Annotated in this window: 4 protein-coding genes; all 4 read right to left on the bottom strand. The window is 68.0% G+C overall.

The features are described from left to right. The 4 genes from entS to GOACH_RS08630 are packed head-to-tail and all read right to left on the bottom strand — an operon-like array spanning position 1 to position 25,572. On the bottom strand, positions 1-1,311 hold the full coding sequence (entS, locus tag GOACH_RS08615; RefSeq protein ID WP_005173500.1) for an enterobactin transporter EntS: 1,311 nt from the start codon (positions 1,309-1,311) through the stop codon (positions 1-3). Continuing rightward, complete coding sequence (locus tag GOACH_RS08620) at positions 1,308-14,876, bottom strand: non-ribosomal peptide synthetase (RefSeq protein ID WP_005173503.1); 13,569 nt, start codon at positions 14,874-14,876, stop codon at positions 1,308-1,310. The genes entS and GOACH_RS08620 overlap by 4 nt, the downstream gene beginning before the upstream one ends. Then, positions 14,873-22,480 (bottom strand): non-ribosomal peptide synthetase, encoded by a 7,608-nt coding sequence (locus GOACH_RS08625; RefSeq protein ID WP_005173505.1) that lies wholly within the window; start codon positions 22,478-22,480, stop codon positions 14,873-14,875. The genes GOACH_RS08620 and GOACH_RS08625 overlap by 4 nt, the downstream gene beginning before the upstream one ends. Next, the gene (locus GOACH_RS08630; protein ID WP_005173507.1) at positions 22,477-25,572 is read right to left on the bottom strand and encodes a non-ribosomal peptide synthetase; all 3,096 of its coding nucleotides are present in this window, start codon (positions 25,570-25,572) and stop codon (positions 22,477-22,479) included. Before GOACH_RS08630 ends, GOACH_RS08625 begins: the two co-directional genes overlap by 4 nt. Positions 25,573-25,630 lie beyond the last annotated feature (58 nt).

Raw genomic sequence — 25,630 nt, forward strand, 5'->3', positions numbered from 1 at the left:
TCAGGAGATGCTCTGCACCGCGGTGTCGTTACGGACGGCGACGAGCGTCCGGAGCACGACGGCCGCGATGATCGACAGGACGAGCAGCGCCAGCCCGTAGTAGACGATCGCATCCGATGCGGTCCAGATCGTTCCGAACACACCGGCGACGAGTGCGCCGACGGTGACACCGCCGACCTCCTGCGCCATCCAGATGCCGTTGACCCTGCCGAGGAGCGGGCCGGGCGTGTGGTGCTGGATGAGCGAATACCGCAGCACCTCCTGCGTCGCCTCGAGGTATCCCACGACGCAGAGGGCGACGATCGCGACCCAGGCCACCGGCGCGAATCCGAAGAAGATCTGGACCACGGCAGCGCCTGCAAGTGCGCTCAGCAAGACAACGCCGGGCCGCCGTACCCCTGCCAGCCAGCCACTGGTCAGAGCGCCCAGCATCGCGCCGCAGGCGACCGCCGCGTAGAGCAGGCCGGTGGCTCTCGCATCGCCGTCGAACCGCTGTGCCACGAGCGCCGGAAGCAGCGCGACGAGTCCGGCTCCCAGCATCGCGAGCACACCGACGATCATCACGCCCAGCACCACGCGCTGCGAGGTGAGGAACCCCACGAGCGACTGCGGGGCGTCTCGGTGGGCTGCGTCGGCGGCGTTGACGTCAGCCGGGCCGTCGGGCGACTGCGAGTGCGCACCGAGCGTCGCGGCGTTAGGTGGCATCGACGGCAGACCCAGCAGGATCACGACGGTCAGCGTCGCGAGGATCGCGGCGAGGGTGTACGCCCACTCGACGCCCGCCGCCGCGATGACGAAACCCGCGATGGCCGGCGAGATCGCGGTCCCGACCCGGACGGTCAGCGAACTGAGCGCGCCGACGGCGACGAGTTTGTCGCGGGGGATCAGGGTCGGCACGGCAGCCATCAACGCCGAGGTCGACAGCGAACCGATGAGGCCGTCGACACCGGCGAGGACGTAGAGGGCTGCCACCGACGTCGGGCCGAACACACCGAAGGCGTTGAGCGCAAGGCCGACGAAGCTCAGTGCTGCGCCGGAACGTCCGAGCAGAATGAGTTTCTTGCGGTCGAAACGGTCGGCGAGGACGCCGCCGACGAGCATGCCGACGAACGTCGTGATCCCGGTGACCGCGGTGGCCGCGCCGACCTGCGCAGACGATCCGGTGAGGTCATACATCTGGATCGGTACCGACACCATGAGGAGTCCTATACCGATGATCGAGATCAGTCGGGCACAGAAGATGCGGCGGAACGCGACGCTCTCCCGCAGGGGACTGATGTCGATCAGCACACCCCGTACCTTGCCGCTCATCGACCACCTTCCGTCTCGTCGGGATTGATCTCACCGGCACATGTCTCGTCGCCGCCCGGTACGCCGTGCGGGCGCGGGATGTCCGCGTTCGCCACCTCGGCGAGCGCGGACAACCACCGATCGGCCAGTCGTGCAACGGTGTCGGTGTCGATCATGCCGGGCTGATGGCTCCAGGTCGCCGACAGGCGCGGCCCGTCGGGGCCGTCGACGGTCGCGACGTCGACGATGAGGCCGTACCCGGCAGGCATCTCGTCGTCGGGGCCGATGTCGACCGACTCGGGCGCCATCGACCATCCCTCGAACGCGAAATCGCGGTATCGGCCGACGTAATTGAACTCGATGACCGCCTTCGGCAAATCGACCCCGGCCCGGTCGGTGACATCCACGCCGACACCTGCGGAACCGTACCGGAGCAGACCGTACCCCACACCGCCGTCCGGGATCGTGGCGCGCTGCGCGGCGAGGTCTTTCGCCTGAGTACCAGCGTCGCCGGTACCACCGACACGAATCGGATGAACCGCCGTGAACCAACCGACGGTTCCGGTGAGATCGGCGCCGGGAAGCAGATGCTCGACGCGACCGTGGCCCTCCGAGTCGACGAGCGTCGGAGTACCGATCGCGGCGCCGAACGCACCCAGCAACACGTCGTCGACACCGACGCCCAGGCGCGCGCCGACCGGGCCGAGGACCTCTCGTGCGACAGCGGAATCAACCTCCACCCGATGCCGGGCGACGGTTGCTTGACGGTCGCGGCCGGGATCAAGCGGCCGCGAGAACAGCGCAAGCGGATCGGTATCCGCACCGATACGACGCCACAGGTCTGCTTCACCACTGCGGTCGAGCATCGTCAGTCCGCGTGCCCACGCCCCGAAGTCCGTCGACACCTGCGCGAGCGATACGTCCTCGGGTGCGGTCCCGCTGGTCAGTTGCGTGTAGGCGGCGAGGAGTTCGGGCACGAGCACCCGCCACGACACACCGTCGACCACGAGGTGATGGATGGCCACCAACAGACGGCCCGGCTGGGCTCCGCGATCGACCCACGCTGCTGCGACCATACGTCCAGCGGCGGGATCCAGACGCTCGCGCACACGTCGTGCGATGGCCTCGAGATCGTCGCCCAGCGAACCCTGATGGTGCACGACAAGCACGTCGGGGCCCGCGACGGACTCGGGTGCGGCTTCGGGGATCTCGAACCGCCACGGTGAGGAGCTCGCATCGAGTCGTGCGCGCAGCATGTGGTGGCGGGACACGAGAATGCCCAGCGAGCGCGTGAGCGCATCGACGTCAAGGCCCGGGGGGACGACGAGCAGTGCCGACTGGTGGAACCCGCCGATGTGTTCGACAGTCGAATCGGTCAGCTCTTCGAGCCAGCGCACAACGGGGGTGGCGGGCACGATGCCTTCGGTCACGCGCGCGAGCGTCGGTGCGGTATCGGCATGTTCGAGGGAGTCGGCAAGGTCGACGATGCTCCGGTTGACCATCACGCCACGCGGACTGAGGGTGAATCCCTCAGCGCGGAGGCGGGCGACGAGTTGCATGGCAACGATGCTGTCACCGCCGAGCTCTGCGAAGTCGTCGTCGAGTCCCACCTGCTCGAGCGGCAACTCAAGGGCGTCGGCGACGGCACGGCAGACGCGCTGCTGCACGTCGGTCTGGGGCGGGCGCACATCCCGCTCGAAACTCGGCTCGGGTAAACCGCGACGATCGATCTTGCCGTTGGGCAGCGTGGGTAGCTCGTCGAGCACGACCACGGCGGAGGGAACCATGTAGTCGGGCAGCACTGTGCGTACGGCAGACCGCAGCGTGGCGGGTTCGACCGCGGAGTGCCCCTCGGCGACCACGTAGCCGACGAGTCTGCCTGCGCGTGCGACGACGAGCGCCGCGCTCACGCCCGAGATGGACGCCAGCGCCGACTCGACATCGCCGAGTTCGACGCGGAAGCCGCGGATCTTCACCTGGTCGTCGCCGCGTCCGCGGAAGTCGAGCTGTCCGTCGCGGGTCCAGCGCACCGTGTCGCCGGTCCGGTACATGCGCGACCCGTCCGCGGCGAAGGGATCGGCGACGAAACGTTCGGCGGTGAGGTCGCCCCGTCCGAGGTAGCCGCGCGCCAATCCTGCTCCGGCAAGGTACAACTCACCGTCGACGCCGTCGGGAACCGGCATGAGCGCCCTGTCGAGAACGTAGGCGCGCGCACCGTCGACCGGCCTGCCGACCACGGGATCTTCGGCGTCGGAGGCTCGCGCGACGAGGGCATCGACTGTTGCCTCGGTGGGCCCGTAGAGGTTGTACGCGTCGGTACCGGTCAGTTCGCGGTAGCGGCGCCACTGTGCGTCCGGGATCGCCTCGCCGCCGAAACCTATGGCGGACAGGGATTCCTCCGCGCCGTCGAGCTGCCGAAGATACGACGGGGTGAGCTCGAGGAAGTCCCACCGTTGCGCACGCAGCTGTGCGGCGAGCGCTTGGGCGTCGCGCTGTGTCGCGGCGTCGACGATGCTGACCTCATGGCCGTCGAGCAACCACAGTTGCGGCTGCCAGGAGGCGTCGAAGGCCAGCGACCACGCGTGACCCACCCTCAGGCGTTCGCGTCCCGCGCGGCGACGTGTGGGTTCGTGCAGCATTCGTCGATGACTTGCGAACAGGTTGGCAAGTCCACGATGCGGTACGACCACACCCTTGGGGGTGCCGGTCGACCCGGACGTGAAGATCACATAGGCGGGATGATCGGGACGCAGAGGTGCCGTCCGTACGATCTCCGGCGTCGAATCCGGCTGCGCACCAGCACCACTCGGTCCACGAGCAAGGACGGGGTCGTCGAGGCTGTCGATGACGCGGCGCGGACGTGCGACGGTCGTCATCGCTTCGACCCGCTCCGGCGGGGTGTCCGGCTCGATCGGCAGATAGGCCGCGCCCGCGACGAGCACGCCGAAAATCGCTTCGAGCGCGATGACACCGCGCGGCAGCGACACGACTACCACGTCTTCGGGACCGATTCCCTCGGCAGCGAGTCGGGCGGCGATGGTCCGCACCCGCGCGTCGAGTTCGCCGAACGTCCGACTGCCGTCGGGACCCCGCAACGCCGGCGCATCCCTGTCGCGGGCCACGGCGGCATCGAACAGGTCGGGGAATGTTGTCGCAGGCGCAGGCGGACGATGAAGCTCGCGCAGCTCTGCGGGAATCCGGATGTCGAGATCGCGCAGGGGGCGATCCTGTCGCGCCGCCATGAACTCCAGGATCGCGACGAGACGTTGAGCCATCGACTCGACGGTGGCGCGATCGAACAGATCGGTGCTGTACTCGATCACTCCGCCGATCCGGGGATCACTACCAGAGCTGTCCTCGGTGAAATCGAACGACAGGTCGAATTTCGCGGTGGTGGGGAGCGGTGTCGTCGTGGCGAAGTCGCCGTCGATCACCTCTGGCAGGCGGCCCTCGACGTAGACGACCATCGTCTGGAACAAGGGATTGAGCGCCGTGGAACGTGATCGGGCGACGGTCTCGACGACCTGCTCGAACGGCACGTCCTTGTTCTCGAAGGCCGACAGGTCGGCGGCGCGGACGCGTGCGAGGAGATCGACGACCGTCGGATCCCCTGACACATCGGTGCGCAGCACCACCGTGTTGAGGAAGAAGCCGACGAGATCATCGAGCCGGTCGTCGTCGCGCATGGTGACCGGCGATCCGAGAGGGATGTCGGTGCCCGCACCCAGTCGCGAGAGCAGGACGGCCACCGCGGTCTGGACAACCATGAACATCGACGTCCCGGTCGACGCCGCAAGCTGCTTCAACGCCGACACCGTGTCTGTGCCGAGGCCGACGAGAACACCATCCCCTTCGCCCGACGGTCGCGGCGGTCGGGCGCGGTCGTAGGGCAGCGACAGTTCTTCGGGCGAACCGTCGAGTGCTCGGCGCCAGAACTCCATCTGCCGGGCACCGCGTTCGTCGGCGAGTAGATCCCGTTGCCATGCGGCGAAGTCGGAGTACTGCAGGCCGAGTTCGTCCCAGTCGGGGGCGGTCCCGCGTGCGCGTGCGCGGTATGCGGTGTCGAGGTCGGCACGCAGCGGTGCCGCCGACCATTCGTCCGTGGCGATGTGATGGATGGTGACCACCGCGAACTCTCTCGTGGTGGCGACGCGAATCGGGATCTGCGTGGCCAGATCGAAAGGGTGCGCAGCGTCTGCGTGCAACTGTGCGATCTCGGAGACGACCCGCAGCGGGACCCGCGGTGCGGCAACGACTTCCGGTCGATCGTCGGGATAGCGCGTGCGAAGGATCTCGTGTCGCGCGACGACGTCGCCGATCGCGGCACGCAGCACATCCGGCTCGACGGGTGTCGTCCCCGACGGTCCGTCCGGACGCCACAGCAGTGGGACGTTGTAGGTGTTGGTGGGCCCGGAGACCCCAGCCAGGGTCAGCATCTGCGCCTGCCCGAACGACAGAACCGGATCCATCTCGGCACGGCGACGCAGCGTGGTGGTGCGCGACCGCGACTGCGCTGCACCGGCATTGCCGTGGGCAACGAGCCACGCGCCGAGTCCGGCGATGGTGGGTTCGTCGAACACCGCCCGGACACCGATGTCGTAACCCAGCGAGCCGCGGATGAGGTTGACCACCTTGATGGCGGCGAGAGAGTGGCCGCCGAGCGCGAAGAAGCTCGTGTGGATGTCAGTGACCGCGGTACCCAGCACCGTCGAGAAGATCTCGGCGAGATCGGATTCCAGCGCGGTCCGCGGCGTCGTTCCGCCCGTGCCGTCGACGGTCGGGACCGGTAGTGCCCGGCGGTCGAGCTTGCCGGACTGGTTGAGCGGCAACGACTCCAACGCGACGAGCGGTGATGGGATCATGTAGTCCGGCAGCAGCGCCGAGAGGTCGCGTGCCACGGACTCGACCACGTCGGCGTTGTCGAGAGGACCCTCGGTCCCGGGCACGATCCAGCCGACGATCCGATCGGAGTCAACGGCCGCCACGGCGTCGGCGACCTGCGGAAGCGTGCGGAGTGCTGCTTCGATCTCGCCGAGTTCGACGCGGCTGCCGCGCACCTTCACCTGGCTGTCGGTGCGACCGAGGTATTCGAGTTCCTTGTTTCTGCGTCGGACCAGATCTCCCGTCCGATAGACCCGGCCTCCCGGCACCTCACCCGTCGGGTCGGCGACGAACGCGGCCGCGGTGCGGCCCGGCCGCCCGAGATAGCCACGGGCCAACGGTGTGCCGCGCACGTAGAGTTCGCCGACAGCGCCGTCGGGCACCCGTCGCAGTGAGGTGTCGAGGACGAGGAGGTCGGTTCCTGTGATCGGTCGACCGATCGGCGCGGTGCGCGTGGCGGCGACCGCACAAGCGGTGTGATCGGCGACGACGACGGTGGTCTCCGTCGGGCCGTAGGCGTTGATCAGTGCGACCGACGGTGCCGCGGCGAGGACCTCGTCGACGAGATCCGTGCGCAACGCCTCGCCCCCGACGATGAGGTGCCGCAACGAGTCGAGCCCCTGCAGCCGGGGAACGAAGTGCTCGAGCAACGACGGAACGAACACCGAGGTGCTCACGCCGTGCGCACCGATGATGTCGGCCAGTCTCTGGGGGTCACGCTGCGCGCCCGGTTCGGCGACGAGCGCGCTCGCGCCAACAGTGAACGGCAGCAACAGTTCCCAGACAGCCCCGTCGAATCCGACAGGCGTCTTGGCGAGAACGGTGTCGCCGGGGCCTATGCCGCCTCCCGGCATGGTCTCAGCACGCCAGCGAAGAACGTTGACCACGCTGCGATGGGTGACCGCGACGCCCTTGGGCCTGCCGGTCGAGCCCGACGTGTAGATGACGTAGGCAGCCTCATCGGGATGCACGCGCGCCACGGAGCCGTTCGAGGCGGTGGCACCGGGCGCCGTCCCCGCACCGTCGAGTGTGTCGTCGGCGGCCCCGGCCGAGCCGTAGCCGAACATCGCGTCGTCGATGTGCAAGGTGGGATAGCCCGCGTCACTGCATGCGGGGTTGTCCCCGCCCACGATGACGGCGGCGGGACGCGCGTCGTCGAGAATCGTCGCGACTCGGTCGGCCGGGGTATCGGTGTCGATCGGCAGATAGGCGGCCCCCGCGCGCAGCACGCTCTGCAGTGCGGCGAGTTGCGCCATGCTTCGCGGGACGACGACGGCGACCACGTCGCCGCGTCGTACACCCGCCTCGACGAGCCCGCCGGCCAGTCGTTGCGTCGCCACGGCGAGGTCGGCGTACGACACCCGACGTCCGCCGGTGTCGCGCAGAGCGGTTCGTGACGAGTGCAGTCGCGTGGTGTGATCGATGAGGTCGGTCACCGTCGTGGTGTCCGCACCAGTGCTGTACGACCCGGTGCTGTACGACCCGGTGGTGTCGCCCGATGTGGGGTGACCGACGAGTGCCTCTCCACCGCGTTCGGCCTCGCGGATCGCGCATTCCTCGGCGGGCTCGAGAAGGTCGATGCGGTCGACGACGATGTCGGGCGCCGTGCTGACAACGCGAAGGATGCGTGCCAGACGCGTCAAAAGATCGCGTGCGGTCGACGCGTCGAACATCGACGTCGCATACTCGAGCGCGAGCGTCAGTTCTCCGGTGTCGGTGTTGTCGACGACGGTGAACGCGAGATCGAACTTGGCCGACACGGAGGCCAGGTGCTCGAAGGTGGCCGGGATACCGAGGAATCGGTCCGGCATCGACCCGAACGGCAGATAGCCGACGCTGGCCTGGAAGAGCGGATTGCGCCCGGGAACTCGTTGCGGTGCAAGGTGTTCGACAATCTGCTGGAAAGGGATGTCCTGGTTGTCGAACGCAGCGAGATCGACGGCACGCACTCGGTCGATCAGTTCGTCGAAGGTCGGATGCCCGCTGATGTCGGTGCGTAACACCTGGGTGTCGACGAAGAAGCCGATGAGGTCGTCGAGAGCGGGATCGTTTCGGCCGGATACCGGCGACCCGAGTGCGATGTCGGGACCCGCGCCTACCCGATACAGCAACGTGGCCACAGCTGCCTGGGCGACCATGAACATGCTGGCGCCGCGCCCGGCGGCGATGTCTGCGAGCGCCGAGCGGGTCTGCGCGTCGACGACCGTCGACTCGGTGGCCGCGGGGCCGGGCGATCCGGGTCGACGCGGGCGGTCGCGGGGGAGCGCCGCCTCGTCGGGAATACCGGCGAGCGTGTCGCGCCAGAATTCGAGCTGCTCGGGCGCCCTGTCGCTGACCCGATCACGTTGCCAGAGCGCGTAATCGGGGTACTGGACGGGTAGCGGCGCGAAGTCGGGTGAGGTGCCCGTGCGACGCGCGGCGTATGCAGCGGTGAGGTCGGCGAGCAGAGGGCGATCCGACCATTCGTCGGTGGCGATGTGGTGCATCGCGATGCTGACCACCGCAACGGTCGACGCTGCGTCCGGGCTGTCGAGTCCGGCCACCTGCACGCGGATCGGTGGATTGGTGCGCAGATCGAAGGGGCGGGTCAGGAAGTCTCTCGTCAGCGCGGTGGGATCGGCGTCCGTGGCACGTATCTCGACCACATCCGGGATCTCGTCCGGCTCGAGAACACGCTGGTAGACCTCGCCGTCGTCGGTGGTGTCGAATACGGTGCGCAGGGCCTCGTGTCGGAGGAGCACGTCACGCAGTGCCGCCGACAGTGCGTCGGTATCGATGGGCTCGTGCAGTCGGACGACGTGACCGTAGTGGTAGGAGATATCGGCGGGATCCATCTCATAGAGCACCCACAGTCTTTCCTGTGCGGGAGAGAGCGGGATTCGGTTCGGGCGGACACCGATCGTGATATCGCTTGTCGAACCGGTCAGGTCTGCGCGTAGCGCGATGTCGGCAGGGGTCCTGGCCTCGAAGAGGTCACGGATGGCCAGTTCTGCACCGAGCTCGGCGCGCAGTGCGGAGACCAGGCGCATCGCCGCCATCGAGTGCCCGCCCAACGCGAAGAAGTCGTCGTCGATGCCCACCGCACAACGCTCGTCGGTGTTCGGAAGACCGAGTACGTCGGCGAAGATCTCGCAGAGCCGCCTCTCGAGCTCGGTGCGGGGTTCCCGGTGTGTTCCACCCACCTCGGGAGCGGGCAGTGCCTTCACATCGAGCTTGCCGTTGACGGTCATCGGAAAGGCGTCGACCGTCGCGAACAGGGTGGGAACCATGTAGTCGGGCAGGGTGGCGCCCAGCTCGCGGCGAACCTGCGCAAAATCCACGCCGGGACGGCCCCGCTCGGTGTCGACGTCAGCGGGAATCACGTAGGCGACAAGACGTTTGACGTCGGGTGCTGCCGGGTCGGCGGTGGCCACCACGGCCGACGACGAGATCTGCGGCAGTGCCGTCAACGCGGCATCGATCTCGGCGAGTTCGACCCGGTGTCCACGGACCTTGACCTGGTCGTCGGTGCGTCCGAGGAAGTCGAGGTTGCCGTCCGGCCGGATCCTCATCGCGTCACCGGTGCGGTACAGGCGGCCGCCGGTGGAGAACGGATCCGCGACGAACCGCTGTGCGGTCAGGTCGGGTCGTCGAAGGTATCCGCGTGCCAGGCCGGCTCCGCTGATGTACAGCTCACCGGGCACACCGGCGGGTACCGGCCGCAGCCACGGGTCGAGTAGATGTGCGGTGGTGTTCCAGATCGGGGTGCCGACCGACGACGTCGGCGTCTCGTCGGTACCCGCTCCGAGGGTGTTGATCGTGTACTCGGTGGGGCCGTACAGGTTGTACCCGAGGATGTGCGGATGATCGCGCAATGCGGTCCACACCGGTTCGGGCACCGCCTCACCGCCGAGCAGGACGAGCGCGGGGACGTGGTCGCCGTCGAGGAGACCGTCAGCGAACAACTGTGCGGCGTAGGTGGGTGTCACGTTGATGACATCGATGCGGTGCGTCGCGCAGTAGTCGACGAGGGCGGTCGAATCGGCACGGAGCTGCTCGTCGGCGATGTGGACCTCGTGGCCCTCGATGAGCCACAGCAGCTCTTCCCATGACATGTCGAACGCGAATGACACGGTATGGGCGATGCGCAACCTGCCGTCGACACCGGCCTCGCGGGCAAGTGTGATCGCGGGCTCGAAGACTTTCTCCCGGTGGTTGAGCTGCATGTTGGTCAGCCCGCGGTAGGGCGTGATCACACCCTTGGGTTTGCCCGTGGAACCCGACGTGTAAATGACGTACGCGGGATGATCGGGGTCGACGCGCGGCGCCACCCAGGCCGGTGTCGCCGGCGCGGGGAGATCGTCGACTGTCAGCATGGGGACGTCGACCGCATCGAATCGATCTGCCACCGAACTGTGCGTCAGGACCAGCAGCGGAGACGCATCGGCGATGATGCTGTGCAGCCTGGCATCGGGATGGTCGAGTTCGAGCGGCAGGTACGCGCCACCGGCCCTGAGAATTGCGAACAGCGCGACGACAGTCTCGATGGAGCGTGGAATGGCGAGCGCGACAACCGTTTCTGCTCCGACTCTGTGCTCTGCGAGTACGTGCGCGACACGGTCGACCTCGGCGTCGAGTTGTGCATAGGTCATGCGGGTGTCACCACAGACGAGTGCGTCCGCGTCGGGGATCGTCGTGGCACGCTCGGCGAGCAGGCCCGACACCGTGGTGTCGGGCAGCCGGTGCTGCGGGCCGATAAGCGGGAGGTCGGTGTCCAGTGAGAGGTCGAGCGAGGCGAGCGAGGCGTCGAGATCGCGTCCGAGGAGTTCCAGGGTTCGCCGGAATCGCGTAACGAAGCCCTCGGCGTCACGATGGTCGATCAGGTCGTCGCGGTACTCGAGTCGGAAGCGAATCGACGCACCGGGTGTGACTACGAGCGCGAGAGGGTAGTGGGTGTGGTCGAGGCTGCCCTCGCCGATGACGTCGTGCAGCGACGACTGCTCGCGTTCCTCCTCCTCGGTGCGGAAGTTCTGCAGCACGTACAGGACATCGAACAGCACAGGGTGGCCGGTTTCGCGTTGCAGCCGAGCCAGTCCGATGTGGTCGTAGGCCATCAGCGCCACGCGTTCGTCCTGTCCGCGTCGCAGGAAGTCGCGGACCGATTCCTGCGGATGCAACACCGTACGCACCGGCACGGTGTTGAGGAAGAGTCCGATCACGGTGTCGAGGCCGGGCACCTCGGTCGGTCGTCCCGCGACAGTCGAACCGAAGGCGACGTCGGCCACGCCGAGTACACGCGACAGCGTGAGCGACAGTGCGCCTGAGAGCACGGTGTTGAGGGTGACCCCTGCGGCCCGCGCGTCCGCGCGAAGTGTCTCAGACGCCGGCGCACCGAGATCGACCTCGATTCGCCGCGGCGCACGAGGGGTCCCACCCGCGGCTCGGGGCGCGACCAGCGCCGGTTCGACGTAGCCGTCGAGGTGCGCACGCCACGCGTCGAGTGTGTCGGCGTCGGAGGTCTCGGCGATCCACGCGAGATAGTCGCGCAGTGAGGCCTCGGGTGTCGTGGCCGGGGTGCCTTCGAGGTGGGCGAGCAATCGCGACACGACGAGCCCACCCGACCAGCCGTCCCAGAGCAGAAAGCGGCGGTTGACGACGATGCGATCGTGTCCGCCCGGCAGGTGGATCACCGTGATACGCCACAGTGGTGCGGTGTCGATCGGGATCTGCCGTGCGCGGTCGGCAGCGAGCGCGGCGTCGAGTTCGACATCGACCACGTCGTCGGAGAGTTCGACGAGATCGACCTCCTCGACCACCGGGTCGACCTCCGCGCGGATGATCTGCACGGGCGTGCCGTCGATGTCGACGAACGCCGCCCGCAACTCGGGGTTCTCGTCGATCAGCGACTGCGCCGCCCGCCGCAGGGCCGTGACGTCGACACGGTGGCCGAGATCGAGCCAGAACTGCGCGCTGTAGATGTCGTCGGAGGCGTCGACCTGCGACTGGAAGAACAACCCCTCCTGCAGCGGTGTCAGCGGCCAGACGTCGTCGAGGGTTCCGTGCTCGTGGCTGAGTCGCTCGAGTGCGACGTCGTCGAGGGTCACGAGTCGTCGGTCCGCACCGGCCACCACACGCTCGGCGATCGCCTGAGCGAGTGCGTCGGCGCGTTCGATCACCTTGGGATCGACGTCGACGATCACCTCCCATCCGGTTGCGTCGCGGGGGTCACCGGGCGACAGTCTGATCGAGACCGGGTGTGCGGTCGGCAGCCCGTAATGGCCGACGAGCACGTCGGGTTCGACGATCTGTCCCGCGGCTGCGGCGCTCGCCAACGCCACGCCGACCTGCGGTGAGAGGAAGCGAAGCACGTCGAAGCCCGGACCGTTGTCGTGGAACCCGTTGGGAGCGGACGGATTCGACAGGTCCAGGCGCACCGGCTCGAGCGCCTGCAGTGGCCCGACCGTGCGGGCGCCGTCGACCTCTCGCAGGTCGACGACGACATCGATCGCGAGTTCACGAGGCGCGCGCAAACCGAAGACGTCGACGACCGCTGCGGTCAGGGCCGTGACGAGGGTGTCACGACCGGGTCGCTCGACGTTCGCGTCGTCGACGTGGATCCGCGCCGTGATCGTCGGTCGCTCGGCGCGCGGCCGTGTGACGTCGCTTCCCCCGCCCTCCGATGTCGACTCGGCGACGCCGCCCGGCTGGGTGTCCTCGCCGCCGATACGCGGCAGTGTTGCGCCGGGCGTCAGGACCTCCAGGTAGTGGGGTAGCGCGCTCACATCGGCGGAACGGCGCGCCAATCCCGTTGCCACCGCGCGGAGTTCGGCGTCTGGAGTGTCGATCTCGATATGTCTGCCCGCGGCGGCGTCGTCGAGCGCGGTCTGGAGGTCGGAACGCAGGATCTGCGCAGAGACCGGGTCGACGAGCGCAGCGTCGAAGACACCGACCACCTCGCCGGTGGGCGGTACGAGGGTCAGTCCGTGCGTTGACGGCTCGTCGGGGACGACATCGGCCGTCGACACGGCGAGCTCGGCCTCCTGCGGGGGTTGGGTGGTCAACGTCCACAGGATCGGTGCTGGTCGGCTCACCGTGGTCCGCAGGGCGGGGTGCGCCGCGAGGAGGGCTGCGGCGATCTCGCGGAGAGTGTCCGCGGTGACCGATGGTGCTGCAGCGGCACGAACGACGCGCGGCGGCAACACGTCCGGGTCGATCCGGTCTTCACGCAGCCGTGCAACGGCAGGGGTGAGCGGTATGGCCCCTCCTGCGTCGGTCGTGCTCCGTTCCGGTACAAGTGCGGATGCGTCGAGTCTTCCGTTTGCGGTGAAGGTACGCAGTCGTGCCCGAGGGGCGCGGGCGAGCTCGCGCAGGAAACCCGCGAAGTCGTCGCCGACCCGTCGCGCCTCTTCGGTCGCCTCGACAACGGATCGGACCACGACCTCCGCTGGTCGGTCGCGGCGTCTCACCTGGATCTGAATCTCCACGTCGGAGACCGGGCCCGAGGCGAGCGCGTGGACGAACAGCGGATACCCGCCGAGGGTCTGCCGCGAGGTGTTCGCCATGACGTTCACGCCGAGACCGAACATCCGATACGGGCCATCTGTCGGGCTCGCCGGCGCGTCATCGCGTGCTCGCGCTGCCAGTGCACGGCCGAGATCCTCGCCGCGAAAACGACTATGGGCCACAAGTGCTAACACCGCGCGCTCGGTACGTGCGGCGACATCGGCGAGGTTGTCGCGGGGATCGGTCTCGACACGCAGCGGGAGCACGCTGGTGACCATCGACGGCGTGGTGCGCACACTGCGGTCGAGACGTCCGGTCACGGGCAGTGCGAGGACGAGGTCGGTGCGTCCGGTGCGGACATGGGCGAAGGCGGCCACCGCGGCGATGAGCAGGACCGTAGGTCGGACACCGGCATCGCGGGCCGCAACCCGCAACGGATCGAGGACATCGACCGGGATGTCGAAGCGGGACGCGACGACTCCCCGGCCCGGGGCGACGCCGTCGTCGAGTAGGCGAACCGGTTGGGGCCGGTCGCCCATCCGCGTGAGCCAATAGTCGGCGTCGGTCGCGAAATCGCTGCCCTCGCGGTACTCGCGCTCGGCACCGAGCACCGCGCGCAGGTGCCACTCCCGTCCCGACGCTCCCGATGCGCGCGCCGTGGTGTCGGCTGCGTCGTAGTGCTCCTGTACCGCCTGGGTGAAGAAGCCGAGTCCCATGCCGTCGCAGACGAGATGGTGAACCTTGAAGAACACCAGTGTCGGCGTCGGGTGACCGGTGTCGGTCCCGGTCCCGGTCCCGGTGCGGATGATCGAGATCTCGATCAGCGGGTCATGCGCGACATCCATCGGCCGTGCCAACTCCGCAGCCATCCACTCGTGCGCCTCGGCGACGGTCATCTCGCGGAGCGCGACGCCGAAGTCGGTCGTCGGCAGAATCCGCTGCCGCACGTCGCCGTCCTGCTCGACGAATACCGCGCGGAGGGCTTCGGCGGTGTCAAGTACTGCGAGCAGGCTGCCTCGGAGTCGGTCGACGTCGATCCGCCCATCGACCTCGACGTAGAGTCCGGTCACGTAGAGCGCGGGATCGTCGGAGGCCTGCATCGACAGATAGATGTCGCGCTGTCCCGCGAGAACCGGCAGCATGTCGCTCTGCATGTCGGTGCTCACGCCCGTCGCGCAGGCGTCGGCCGTGACGACATCGAGGTGCGGTCGGGTCGAGGTCACTGGTTGACTCCGGATTCTGCGCGTGCCGCGAGCGACTCGAGCGCCGCGCACAGCGCGTCGCCGAGTCCGCGTACGGAGGCGTCATCGAGGTGGTCGGGGAGGTAACGGAACGTGGCGGCGAGCACAGGACCCGACGACTCGTCACGACAGACGATGTCGATCTCGAGCGGGTACGCAACGCCGAGTTCTGGGTCGGGATCTGCATGCAGCGCCGTCGATTCCGCCGACGGCTGCCACGCGGCGCCTCCGCCGACGGTGAACCGGCCGAGATAGTTGAGGAGAACCGATGGACGCGACATACCCGCCAGCGCTGCCGACAGTTGCGGGTTGAGGTAGCGGAGCATGCCGAATCCGGCACCCGCCGATGGCATTTCCGACCACGCGTGCTCGGCGTCCGACACTGCGTTGCCGATGTCGTCGGTCGCAGGCAAGCGGATCGGTGCGACGGTGGTGAACCAACCGACGGTGTGTGAGAGGTCCGCGTCGACACCGAACTCGTGGGCATCGCGCCCGTGCCGTTCGGTGTCGATGATCAGATCCCCGGTGCCGAGAACCCGTGTTGCAGCGACCCGTAGGGCGCCGAGCAGTATCGAGGTGATCCCGACGCCGTGTCGGGTCGGCAGGTCGGAGACGAGTGCCGCCGAGGTGTCGTCGGACACCGTGACGACGTGTCGGTGCTGCTGCGCGATGGTTCCCGGCGTGGGGAGCCGCCCGGGCACCAGGTCGCCGCCCGGCGCCAGCACGTGGGCCCAGTGGGTCGCCTCGTCGAGCAGGGCCGGATCAGCGGCGCGCTCGGTGAGGGCTGCGGCGAAGGTGTGCAGCGGGGTCACAGCGGGAATCGGGGAGAGTTCTCGGCCCTCGACGAGAGAATCCCACAGGGTCCGCAGGTCTTCGAGCAGGATGCGACGGGAGACGCCGTCGACGGCGAGGTGGTGGATGACCAGGACGAGTCGACCGGCCACCGGTGCGCCGGAGGGATCCGGCGTCAGCCAGGTTGCGGCGACCATGAGGCCCGCGGTGGGCCGCAATCTGCCCGCTGCCGCGGCGGATTCGGTCGCCACTGTCGCAGCGATTGCCGTCGGGTCGGTCAGCACGGAGGACTCGACGGTCACAACGCGCAGAACGTCGTCGACGTCGACTGATCCCGGCGGTGTGCTGTGCATGTCCCACAACACACCCGCGACCACCTGCAACGAACTGCGCAGTGCCTCATGGGAATCGAGCATTGCGCCGAGAATCGCGCGCAGACCGGCGGTGTCGAGCTCCGGAGGTGTGTCGACGACGAGTGACTGGTTGAACCGGTCGATGGTGCCGCCGATCTCGCGTAGTCGGTGGACGATCGGCAGCAGCGGGATGGGCGTCGGCTGGGTCGATCCCGCTGCATCGGTGCTCGACGCGCCGGCCGGTCCGGTCATCGTGATCGCCTCATCGATCCACGTCGCGGCCGTGGCGAGTCCGGCAACGGTGCGGTGGGTGAAGACATCGCGCGGCGAGAAGCGAATACCGCGGCGTCGTGCGCGATTGACCAGCGTGGTCGAGACGATGCTGTCCCCGCCGAGGGCGAAGAAGTCGTCGTCGACGCTCGGCGCAGCGGGGAGCCCGAGGGTATCGGCGAACACTTCGGCGAGCGCCGACTCGAGACCGGTGAGCGGTGCACGACCGGTTGCGCTGCCGACCTCGGGCTCGGGAAGCGCAGCGGTGTCCGTCTTTCCGTTGACGGTCAACGGAATCGAGTCGACGACCATCACTGCCGCGGGAACCTCGTGTTCGGGGAGCTCATCGCTGAGTGCGGCGTGCAGTCCCTCACTCGTCAGGTTCTCTCCGACGGCGTAGGCGAGGATCCGGTCGGCACCGCTTGGCCCGGGACGCGTCAGGACGGCGACATCCCGCACACCGGGCAGGCCTGCGAGTGCTGCGCGAACCTCGCCCAACTCGATACGGAAGCCACGGATCTTGACCTGAGTGTCGGCGCGACCGAGATAGATCAGTGTTCCCTGTCTCGTGCACCGGAAGAGATCTCCGGTGCGGTACAGCACACGCCCGTCACCTGCCGGACTGGCGACAAAACGGGTTGCCTGCACCGCGGGACGCTGCAGATATCCGGCGGTGACCTGGGGGCCGCCGAGGTACAACTCGCCTGTTGCGCCGGTCGGCACGGGCCGCAGATAGCCGTCGAGGAGAAGACCGGTGAATCCGGGCAGCAGGGCACCGACATCATGACCCGTCGCTGCGTCCACGTGGTGCTCGTCGATCGCGAGATAGGTGGCGTGGACGGTGATCTCGGTGATTCCGTACATGTTGACCAGCGTCGTGAGCGGGTGGCGACGGGCGAACTCGCGCAGACGTGGCAGATCGAGTGCCTCGCCGCCGAAGATCACGTAGCGCAGCGACTCGAGAAAGTGCTCCGTCGAGGCGGGGTCAGAATCTATGGAGTCCGAATCTGTGGCGTCGGAATCTACGGCGTCGAGAGCGAAGAAGGCGGAGGGTGTCTGGTTGAGCACCGTCACGCCCTGCTCGCGAACGAGAGATGCGAGGTCGACCGGTGACCGGGTCGTGAGGCGGTCGGGTATGACGATGTGGGCTCCTGTCGACAGCGGGCCCCACAGTTCCCACACCGAGAAATCGAATGCGTAGGAGTGGAAGAGCGTCCACACATCGTTCTCGTCGACGTCGAACAGATCGGCCGTGGCGTCGAGTAGCGCGACCACATTGCCGTGGCTGACGGTGACGCCCTTGGGCATCCCGGTGGAACCCGAGGTGAAGATCACGTATGCGGGATCGGCGTCGGATACGTCCTCGTCGACGAACGATGGTGTGTACGAACCTGAATCGTCGATGTTCCACAGGTAGTCGGCGTCGACGACAACGGTGGGACGCGCCTCGGCGAGTGTCGTGGTGATCCGCTCGTGCGGATATGCGGGATCGATGGGCACATACGACGCTCCGCAGCGTAGGACACCGATGATCGCAGCGACGAGATCGGTTGAGCGGTCGATGATCAACGCCACGGAGTGTCCGCGTCGGACACCGTCTCGACGCAGACGTGCCGCGATCGACGTGCTTCTGGTGTCCAACTCGCGATAGGTGAGTGTCTGTGATCCGGCGGATACGGCGCGACGATCGGCGAATCTGTCTGCTGTCCCGGCGAAGACGTCGACGAGGGTGCGCCGTTGCAGCGCCTCGCCGCTGCGGTACTCGGGTAGGGGAATCGCGGGAAGATGCGCCGGTCGGTCGGCGCGCAACCGAGCCACCCGAGCGGTGGGGGTGTCGACGAGCGCATGCAGAACGGTGCGCACACGTGCGGCGAGTTCGGTGACGGTCGCCTCGTCGAAGAGTGCTGTCGCATACTCGACGCGCAGCCGAATCCCGGCGGAGTCGGAGAGTTCCACGAACTCGAAGGTCAGGTCGAACTTCGCCGTCCGGGATCGTGGGAAGACCGGTTGCGCACGCAGACCGTCGAACCCGGGTGCGATGATCGGATCGCGGTATTGCACCATCGTCTGGAACAGCGGGTGACGGCTCAGAGCGCGTTCGGGCGCGAGAGCGGTGACGACCTCGTCGAATGGCACGTCCTGTGCGGCCAGTGCGTCGACATCGGTCGTGCGTATGCGCTGCAGCACCTCGGCGAGTGTCGGATCGCCGGAGAGATCCGTGCGCAGCGTCAGGGTGTTGACGAACATGCCGATCAGCGACTCTGCAGCCGCCGACGAACGGCCTGCCACAGGGGTTCCCACCACGATGTCGTTGCCCGCACCGGACGCGTTGAGTGCGACCGCCACGGCGGCGTGTGCTGCCATGAACAGCGTCGCATCGAGGGCACGGACCGCAGAGCGGAGACCTGCCAGGACCTCGCTGTCGACAACGATCTCGACCTGACCGCCCGACGGGTCGGGTTGTGACGGTCGTGGCCGGTCGTAGGGGAGGTCGAGTTCGGCGGGTGCGTCGGCGAGCTGCCCGCGCCAGTAGTCGAGTTGCCGTGACACCAGCGACCCGGGCTCCGCGACGTTGCCGAGGCGGTCGATCTCCGCGAGGGTGTGATCGGCATAGGCGATGTCAGGGGCCGCGACCGGCTCGCCGTTGTAGCCTGCTGCGAGTTCGTCGAACAGTGTGGTGGCCGACCACTCGTCAGCGGCGATGTGGTGAACGGTGAGCAGCAGCAGCGCTGAATCCTCGGAGGTTTTTAGCAGATCGGCACGCATCGGCAGGTCGGTGGACAATTCGAACGGTCTGCCGATCAGATCGTCGATCGTCTCGTCGAGGCGTGAGCGCTCGACCTCGTGATCGGCGATCAGGATTCTCGAGTCGACGGCCGGGTCGATGACCTGCGCGTCGTCGACGATGCGAGTGCGCAGTGCTTCGTGACGTCCGACGACACCATCGAGTGCGCGCTGAAGTCGCGCGCGGTCGAGCGGTCCGTCGAGGCGCACCGCGAACGGAATCGTGTATGCGGCATCGCCGATCCCGCTCTGGAAGGCCAGTCTCCGCTGTGCGGGCGAGAGCGGGATTCGTTCGGGCCGTGGTGCCCGGACGGCAGGGCCACTCGGGGCCGCGCCCACCGTCTCGGCGTCGTCGGCGAACAGCGATGCGAGGTCGGCGAGCACCGGATGAGCGAAGACGTCGGCGACGCCGACGACGCGTCCGGTGGCCACGCGCAATCTGGTCAGAACTCGTGTCGCCGACAGCGAGTGGCCGCCGAGGTCGAAGAAGTTGTCGTCGAGCCCCGGTTGCCGCGCGTCCGCCGTGTCGAGACCGAGAACCTCGGTCACGGTGTCGACGACGAGTCGTTCGAGGTCGGTACTCGGCTCGCGCAGCGACGCCGTACGTGGTGCCGACGGGGTCGGTAGCGCTCTGCGGTCTGTCTTGCCTCCCGGCGTCCGGGGCAGGCTGTCGAGGCGCGTCCAGGTGGCCGGGACCATCGCGGGGGGAACCGCGTCGAGGAGCGCCGGGGGGACGGCTTCGGGAGCATGTGCCCCGCTGACGTAGACGTCGAGGCGTGCACTTCCGTCGGCGGCGCGTCCGGCGGTCGCCACCGCGTCCTCGACGCCGGCGAGTTCGAGTACAGCCTGCTCCACTTCTCCCAGCTCGACACGTGCGCCGCGGATCTTGACCTGTGAGTCGGTGCGCCCGAGAAGGCGTAGCTGCCCGTCCGCGGTGACCAGACCACGGTCGCCGGTGCGATACATGCGCTCGCCGGACCCGGTGGTGCTGGGCACGAATCGTGTTGCGGTCCAGTCGGGATGGCCGTGATAGCCACGAGCGAGTTGCACTCCGGTGACGTAGACCTCGCCGGGTCGTCCCATCGGCACCGGATTCAGGTGCCGATCGAGAACGACGACACCGCAACCGGGCACCGCGGTGCCCACGGTGACCTCCTCGAGCGAGTTGTCACCCGTCGGGGCACCGATGGTCGCAGTGGTGACGTCGCCCGCCACCTCCGAGGAGCCGTAAGAGTTGATCACCTCGTCGGCAGCGCGGGCGAGGAGTGCCGCGGTGCCTGTGGGGAGCGGTTCGCCGGACACGATCCAGCGTCGAATCGACGACCCGCCGGGCTCGCCTGCTTTCTCCTCGGTCCGGACATCGACGATGGTTCTCGCCAACGACGGGACCGCGGTGATCTGGTCGACGCAGTGGCGGTCGGCGAGGTCGACGAGGGCCGCTGCATCGCGGGCGGACTCGTCGTCGGCGACGACAACCGTTGCCCCCGCCGCCAGAGCGCCCAGGATCTCGGTGAGACCATCGATGAACGCGATGGCACTCTTGGCCAGCACAACCGAGCCGTCCCAGCACTGAGCGGCCCACGCGACACGATTGGCGAGCGCGGCAGCGGTGCCGACGACGCCCTTGGGCGTGCCGGTCGATCCAGAGGTGTAGATCAGGTACGCGGCGGAAGCGGGATGCGGCGTGTACGGATCGGGTGCAACACCATCTGTCCCGGGCTCGTGGTCGCCGCCACGACAGATCTCGGTGAAGGTCTCGTCGTCGAGCACGAGGTCGGGAGCGGCGTCGTCGAGCATGAATCGGACTCGACGCTCCGGATAGGTCGGATCGATCGGCGCGATCACCGCGCCGAGTCGCGCGATCGCGAGGATGGCGACGACCATGTCGATTCCTCGTGGCAACGCCACCGCCACAATGGATTCGGCTCGGATGCCACGCGCGGCGAGCGCCCGCGCGGTCTGCCCGGCCAGAGCATCGAGTTCGCGGTATCCCACGCGACGATCCCCACACACCAGGGCCGTGCGCCGCGCGCGACGCTGCGCGGTGGCGCAGATCTGCTCGGCGACCGGTACATACGGAAGCGGGTGTTCCTCGTGAGAGTTCTTGACCGATCCGGTCGTCGCGACGGTGTTCAGCCGGCCGAGTGTGGTGTCACGTGACCGTGCCAGCACCGCCAGCCAGCGTATGACCTCGTCGAGTAGACGCGCATCGGCACCACGGCGTTCGAGTACGAGTCCGATCCGCGGATCATCGTCGACGACAAGTGTTGCGGCGAAGTCGTTGTCGTCCTCGATGTGGGGGCGGACCTCTCCTCGCGGGAAGCTCTCGAACACGACGAGGGAGGTGATCGGACCGCCGAGGTCGACCGCCGACACGATGTCGGACAGCGGTACATGGTGGCTGTCGAGCAGGGCAAGCTGTTCGCGCTGCAGGCGGGTGAGGGTATCTCCGACCGTCTCTGTCGGCTCCATTCGCACACGAACCGGAACCGTGTTGATGAGCATGCCGACCATCTCGTCGACACCCGGCACCGACGGATCACGCCCTGAAACGACTGTCGCGAAGACCACGTCGTCGCAGTCGTTGCGATCGGCGAGCACGAGCGCCCACGCCAACTGGATGACGGTGTTCAACGTCGCCGACGACTCTGTGGCCAGCGCGCGGAGCGCCGACGACAGTTCGATGTCGAGCTCCGTACGCACGGGCGCACTCGGCGTGGTCGGCTCGACGACGTCGACGATCGTCGGTTCCTCGACACCGGCGAGTGCGTTCACCCACGGGCCGACGTCACGGCCCCGCGACGAGAGCCAGCGCGCGTGGTCGCTGATCGGCCGTACCGCGGCGAGAGCGTCGCCCCGGTACGCGCGGACGATCTCTCCGAGCATCAGGTGCAGCGACCATCCGTCGAGTGCGACATGATGAGCCACAACGAAGAGCCAACGGGGGCAATCGTTCTCGGTGAGGAGTGTGAACCGCAGTGGCGGTGGAGAGGTCAGCGGGATTCCGGCCGAGCGGGCCTCTGCACGCAGTGTGTCGAGCCCGCCGTCGAGCGTCGCGACGTCGATGACCGGCAACTCGACGTCGACCCCGACGTGCACACGCGCCACCGGTTCGCCGGTCCGGCGGCGTGTGTACGACGTTCGCAGAGCGGCGTGCCGCGCGGCGACGGTGACGATCGCGGCTCGCAGGCGGTCAACGTCGACGTCGGCGCCGAGAACTGTGGTGAGGTCGAGGTCGGCGAGTATCAGGTACGGGTCCACATCGTCCGACGCACGGGGTGCGGTCGACCGGTAGATGATTGCTTCCTGGAGCCCGGTCAGGGGCAGGACGTCCTCCAGCGATTTCGCGTTGCCGCTCTGTGGTGTGTCGACGCGTGCCGCGGTCACAGCAGGTCCCCCTCCATGAGTTCGGTCAGTTCGTCGTCATCGATGCCAGCGGTCGTCCCGGAGTCGGCGTCTGCCGCGGGCGCCGGGTCCGCAGGTCGTGCGGCGCCGCGGGGGCGCGCAACCGCCGCGAGAGCTTCGACAGTGGGGTGGTCGAAGATCTCCAGCGGCGTGAGGTCCCAGCCAACCGACGCCGCTGCGCTGACCGCACGAACTGCGACGATGCTGTCTCCGCCGAGCGTGAAGAAGTTGTCCTCCGCGCCGACGGCGGGCAGTCCGAGTACGGCTGCGAAGACATCCGCGAGTGCGGTTTCGCGCGGCCCTCTCGGGGAGCGGGACCGCGCGGCTCGGGCCGCGTAATCCGGTGCGGGCAACGCCCGCCGATCGACTTTGCCGTTGGGTGTCTGCGGGAACGCGTCGAGCACGACGAGCGCTGACGGCACCATGTAGTCGGGCAGGATGTCGGCGACCCTGCTCCGCCACGACTGTTCGAGTGCCTTCGAGTCCGTGTCGGGCCGGGCTGTCACGTAGCCGACGAGTCTCCCGCCCACCGAGGCCGCCACCGCGCCGGACACCTCGGGGAGCGAGGAGAGAGCCGTCTCGATGTCGCCGAGTTCGACCCGGAAGCCGCGGACCTTGACCTGGTGGTCGGTTCGGCCCAGGCAGTCCAGACGGCCATCGGGTCGGCGACGCGCCAGATCCCCGGTCCGATACATGGGGGCGCCGGCGGCGAAGGGGTCGGCCACGAATCTGGTCGCGGTGAGGCCTGGAAGGCCCCGGTATCCGCGAGCAAGTCCGGCACCACCGATGTACAGCTCGCCCACGCGTCCCACTGGTACCGGATGCAGCGTCGAATCGAGCACGCGGACAACGGTATTCGAAATCGGACTGCCTATCGTGATGTCGATGCCGCCCCGTCTGATCTCGGCCGACGTCGACCAGATCGTCGTCTCGGTCGGCCCGTACATATTGCGGACCGACCGCGCGGCGGCCGCCAGATCATGTGCGAGGTCGACGGGCAGTTGCTCGCCCCCGACCAGCACATCGACCTCGGCGAGCGCGTCTGCGTGCCCGGCGCCGAGGAAGGCCGACCACAGCGACGGGGTCGCCTGGACGAGGTCGGGACCGTGCTGGGAGATGAGTTCGGCCAGCCGCGCCGGATCGTGTACGTCGTCGTTGTCGGCGATGATCACGCACGCGCCGGCCGAGAGCGGCACCAGTGTCTCCAATAGTGCGATGTCGAAGGAGATCGTGGTGACCGAGAGGAGCGATCGGCCGGGACGTAGTCCGAGTTCGTCGACCATGTGGTCGGCGAAGTTCCACAGGGCGCGGTGGGGAATGACCACGCCTTTCGGCGTTCCGGTCGAACCCGAGGTGTAGATCAGGTACGCGGCACTGTCAGCGCCCACAGGGGTCGGGCGGGCCGACGAGGTTCCTCGCCTGCCGTCGGACAGACGTCGCACGCGTATGCCGCCCGGTTCGGCGTCGGCGGGTTCGAGAATGGCGACGGGTGCGGCGTCGGCGATGCTGGCGTCCAGGCGGTCGGCGGGAAACCCGGGATCCAGAGGGAGGAACGCTGCACCGGTGCGCATGACGGCGATCAACGAGACGATGAGGTCGATGCCACGGGGGAGTGCCACGGCCACGACCGACTCGGCGTCAAGGGGGCCGAGATGCGCGACGAGGTCGTCGACCCGAGACGTGAGTTCGCCGAAGTCGACCGCCTCGCCGCGGTGGCAGACGGCGACGGCATCGGGCGCAGCGGCGGCGATACGGACGTCGAGGGGTGTCGGATCTATCGATGCTGTTCTGCCCGTGGGTTGCTCGCTGTCACCGGGCGAGTGGTGTCCCGTCGATTCGGATATCGCCGGCGCGGATTGCTCGACGTGCATGGCGCCGACCCGACGGGTGGGCTCGCGGAGGAACTCATCGACGAACTCGGCGAGCGAGTGAGCAATTCGGGCCACGCGTGTCCGGCTGTAGATGGCTGCGTCGGCGTCGAGCGTGAGTTCGAGATCGGAACCGTCCGACGTCGGCGATCCGCGGTCGAGGGCCGTGATCGCCAGGTCGACGACCGGACCACGCCGCAGAGAGCGGATTCTGGCGATCAGCGAGTCGAACGCGACCGTGGAGCCGAAGGGTTTCACGTTCACCGTCGGCCCCACCACTCCGTCGACGCCTCGGCGTCGGGCATCCCGCAGGATGTGCTCGCCGCGGTACCGCGCGTGGGGCGCGATCCGACGAATTCTCGCCGCTGCATCAGCTGCGAGTTCCTCCGCTGTGGCTGCCGGGCCGACCGCGACGCGTAACGGGACCACATTCACCGTTGTGCACGCGACATTGGCACTGGGAGAACCGAATCGGTTCATCATCGGAAATCCGATCACCACGTCGCCGGTGCCTGTGACGCGTGCGCAGTATGCCGCGACGGCAGCAACAAGACGATCGGGGGCCATCGCAGCATGGCCTGCGTCCGGCACCACGACACTCGTCGTGTGTGTGCTCGCCGCAATGCGGTGACCGCGGGGGGCGTCACCCAGTGTGAGAGGGCCTGCGACGCCGTCGAGTTCGCATTCCCAGAATCCTGCACTGGCATCGGCATCGGACTCGGCGGGAAGCGTGACGATACTTCCGAGGCGGCGGGTATCTGCTGGATCGGCGTATAGGCGACCGATGCGTCGAATGAGTAGTCCGAGTCCGTACGCGTCGAGCACGATGTGGTGTGCGACGACGAGTAGGGCCGTGCGGTCGCCGGAGGTGAGGATCTCGACGGCCGCGCACGGGTCGAGGGCGGGATCGATTTCGCGTTCCACCGCCACACGGGCATACGCATCGATCGCATCGGCGGCGTCGCCGAGTTCTCGTTCGACGACACCGATCGGCTCGCCGAGAGTCACCTCGACGTCGCCGTCGTGTTCGGTGAAGATCGACCGCAGGCCATCGGCCTCGTCGAGAGCGGCGCGAACCGCGCTGATCAGGCGGCGTCGATCCGGTGCACGGTCGAAGTCGACGAGCTGACCGATGGTGAACACATCCGGGTTGGGCGCGAGTTTGTGCGCGAACCACAATCCCAGTTGCGCCGACGTGGCGCGCATCAGCAACCCTCCACGGGGGTCTGTGTTGCGGCGACTTCGACCAATCGACGACGGCAAT

The organism is Gordonia aichiensis NBRC 108223, from assembly GCF_000332975.1.
Lineage (GTDB): Bacteria > Actinomycetota > Actinomycetes > Mycobacteriales > Mycobacteriaceae > Gordonia > Gordonia aichiensis.

What these genes read in the sequence shown, in the direction of transcription:
- entS (WP_005173500.1), bottom strand. Translation starts at nt 1,311, where the DNA reads ATGAGCGGCAAGGTACGGGGTGTGCTGATCGACATCAGTCCCCTGCGG.
- GOACH_RS08630 (WP_005173507.1), bottom strand. Translation starts at nt 25,572, where the DNA reads ATGCGCGCCACGTCGGCGCAACTGGGATTGTGGTTCGCGCACAAACTC.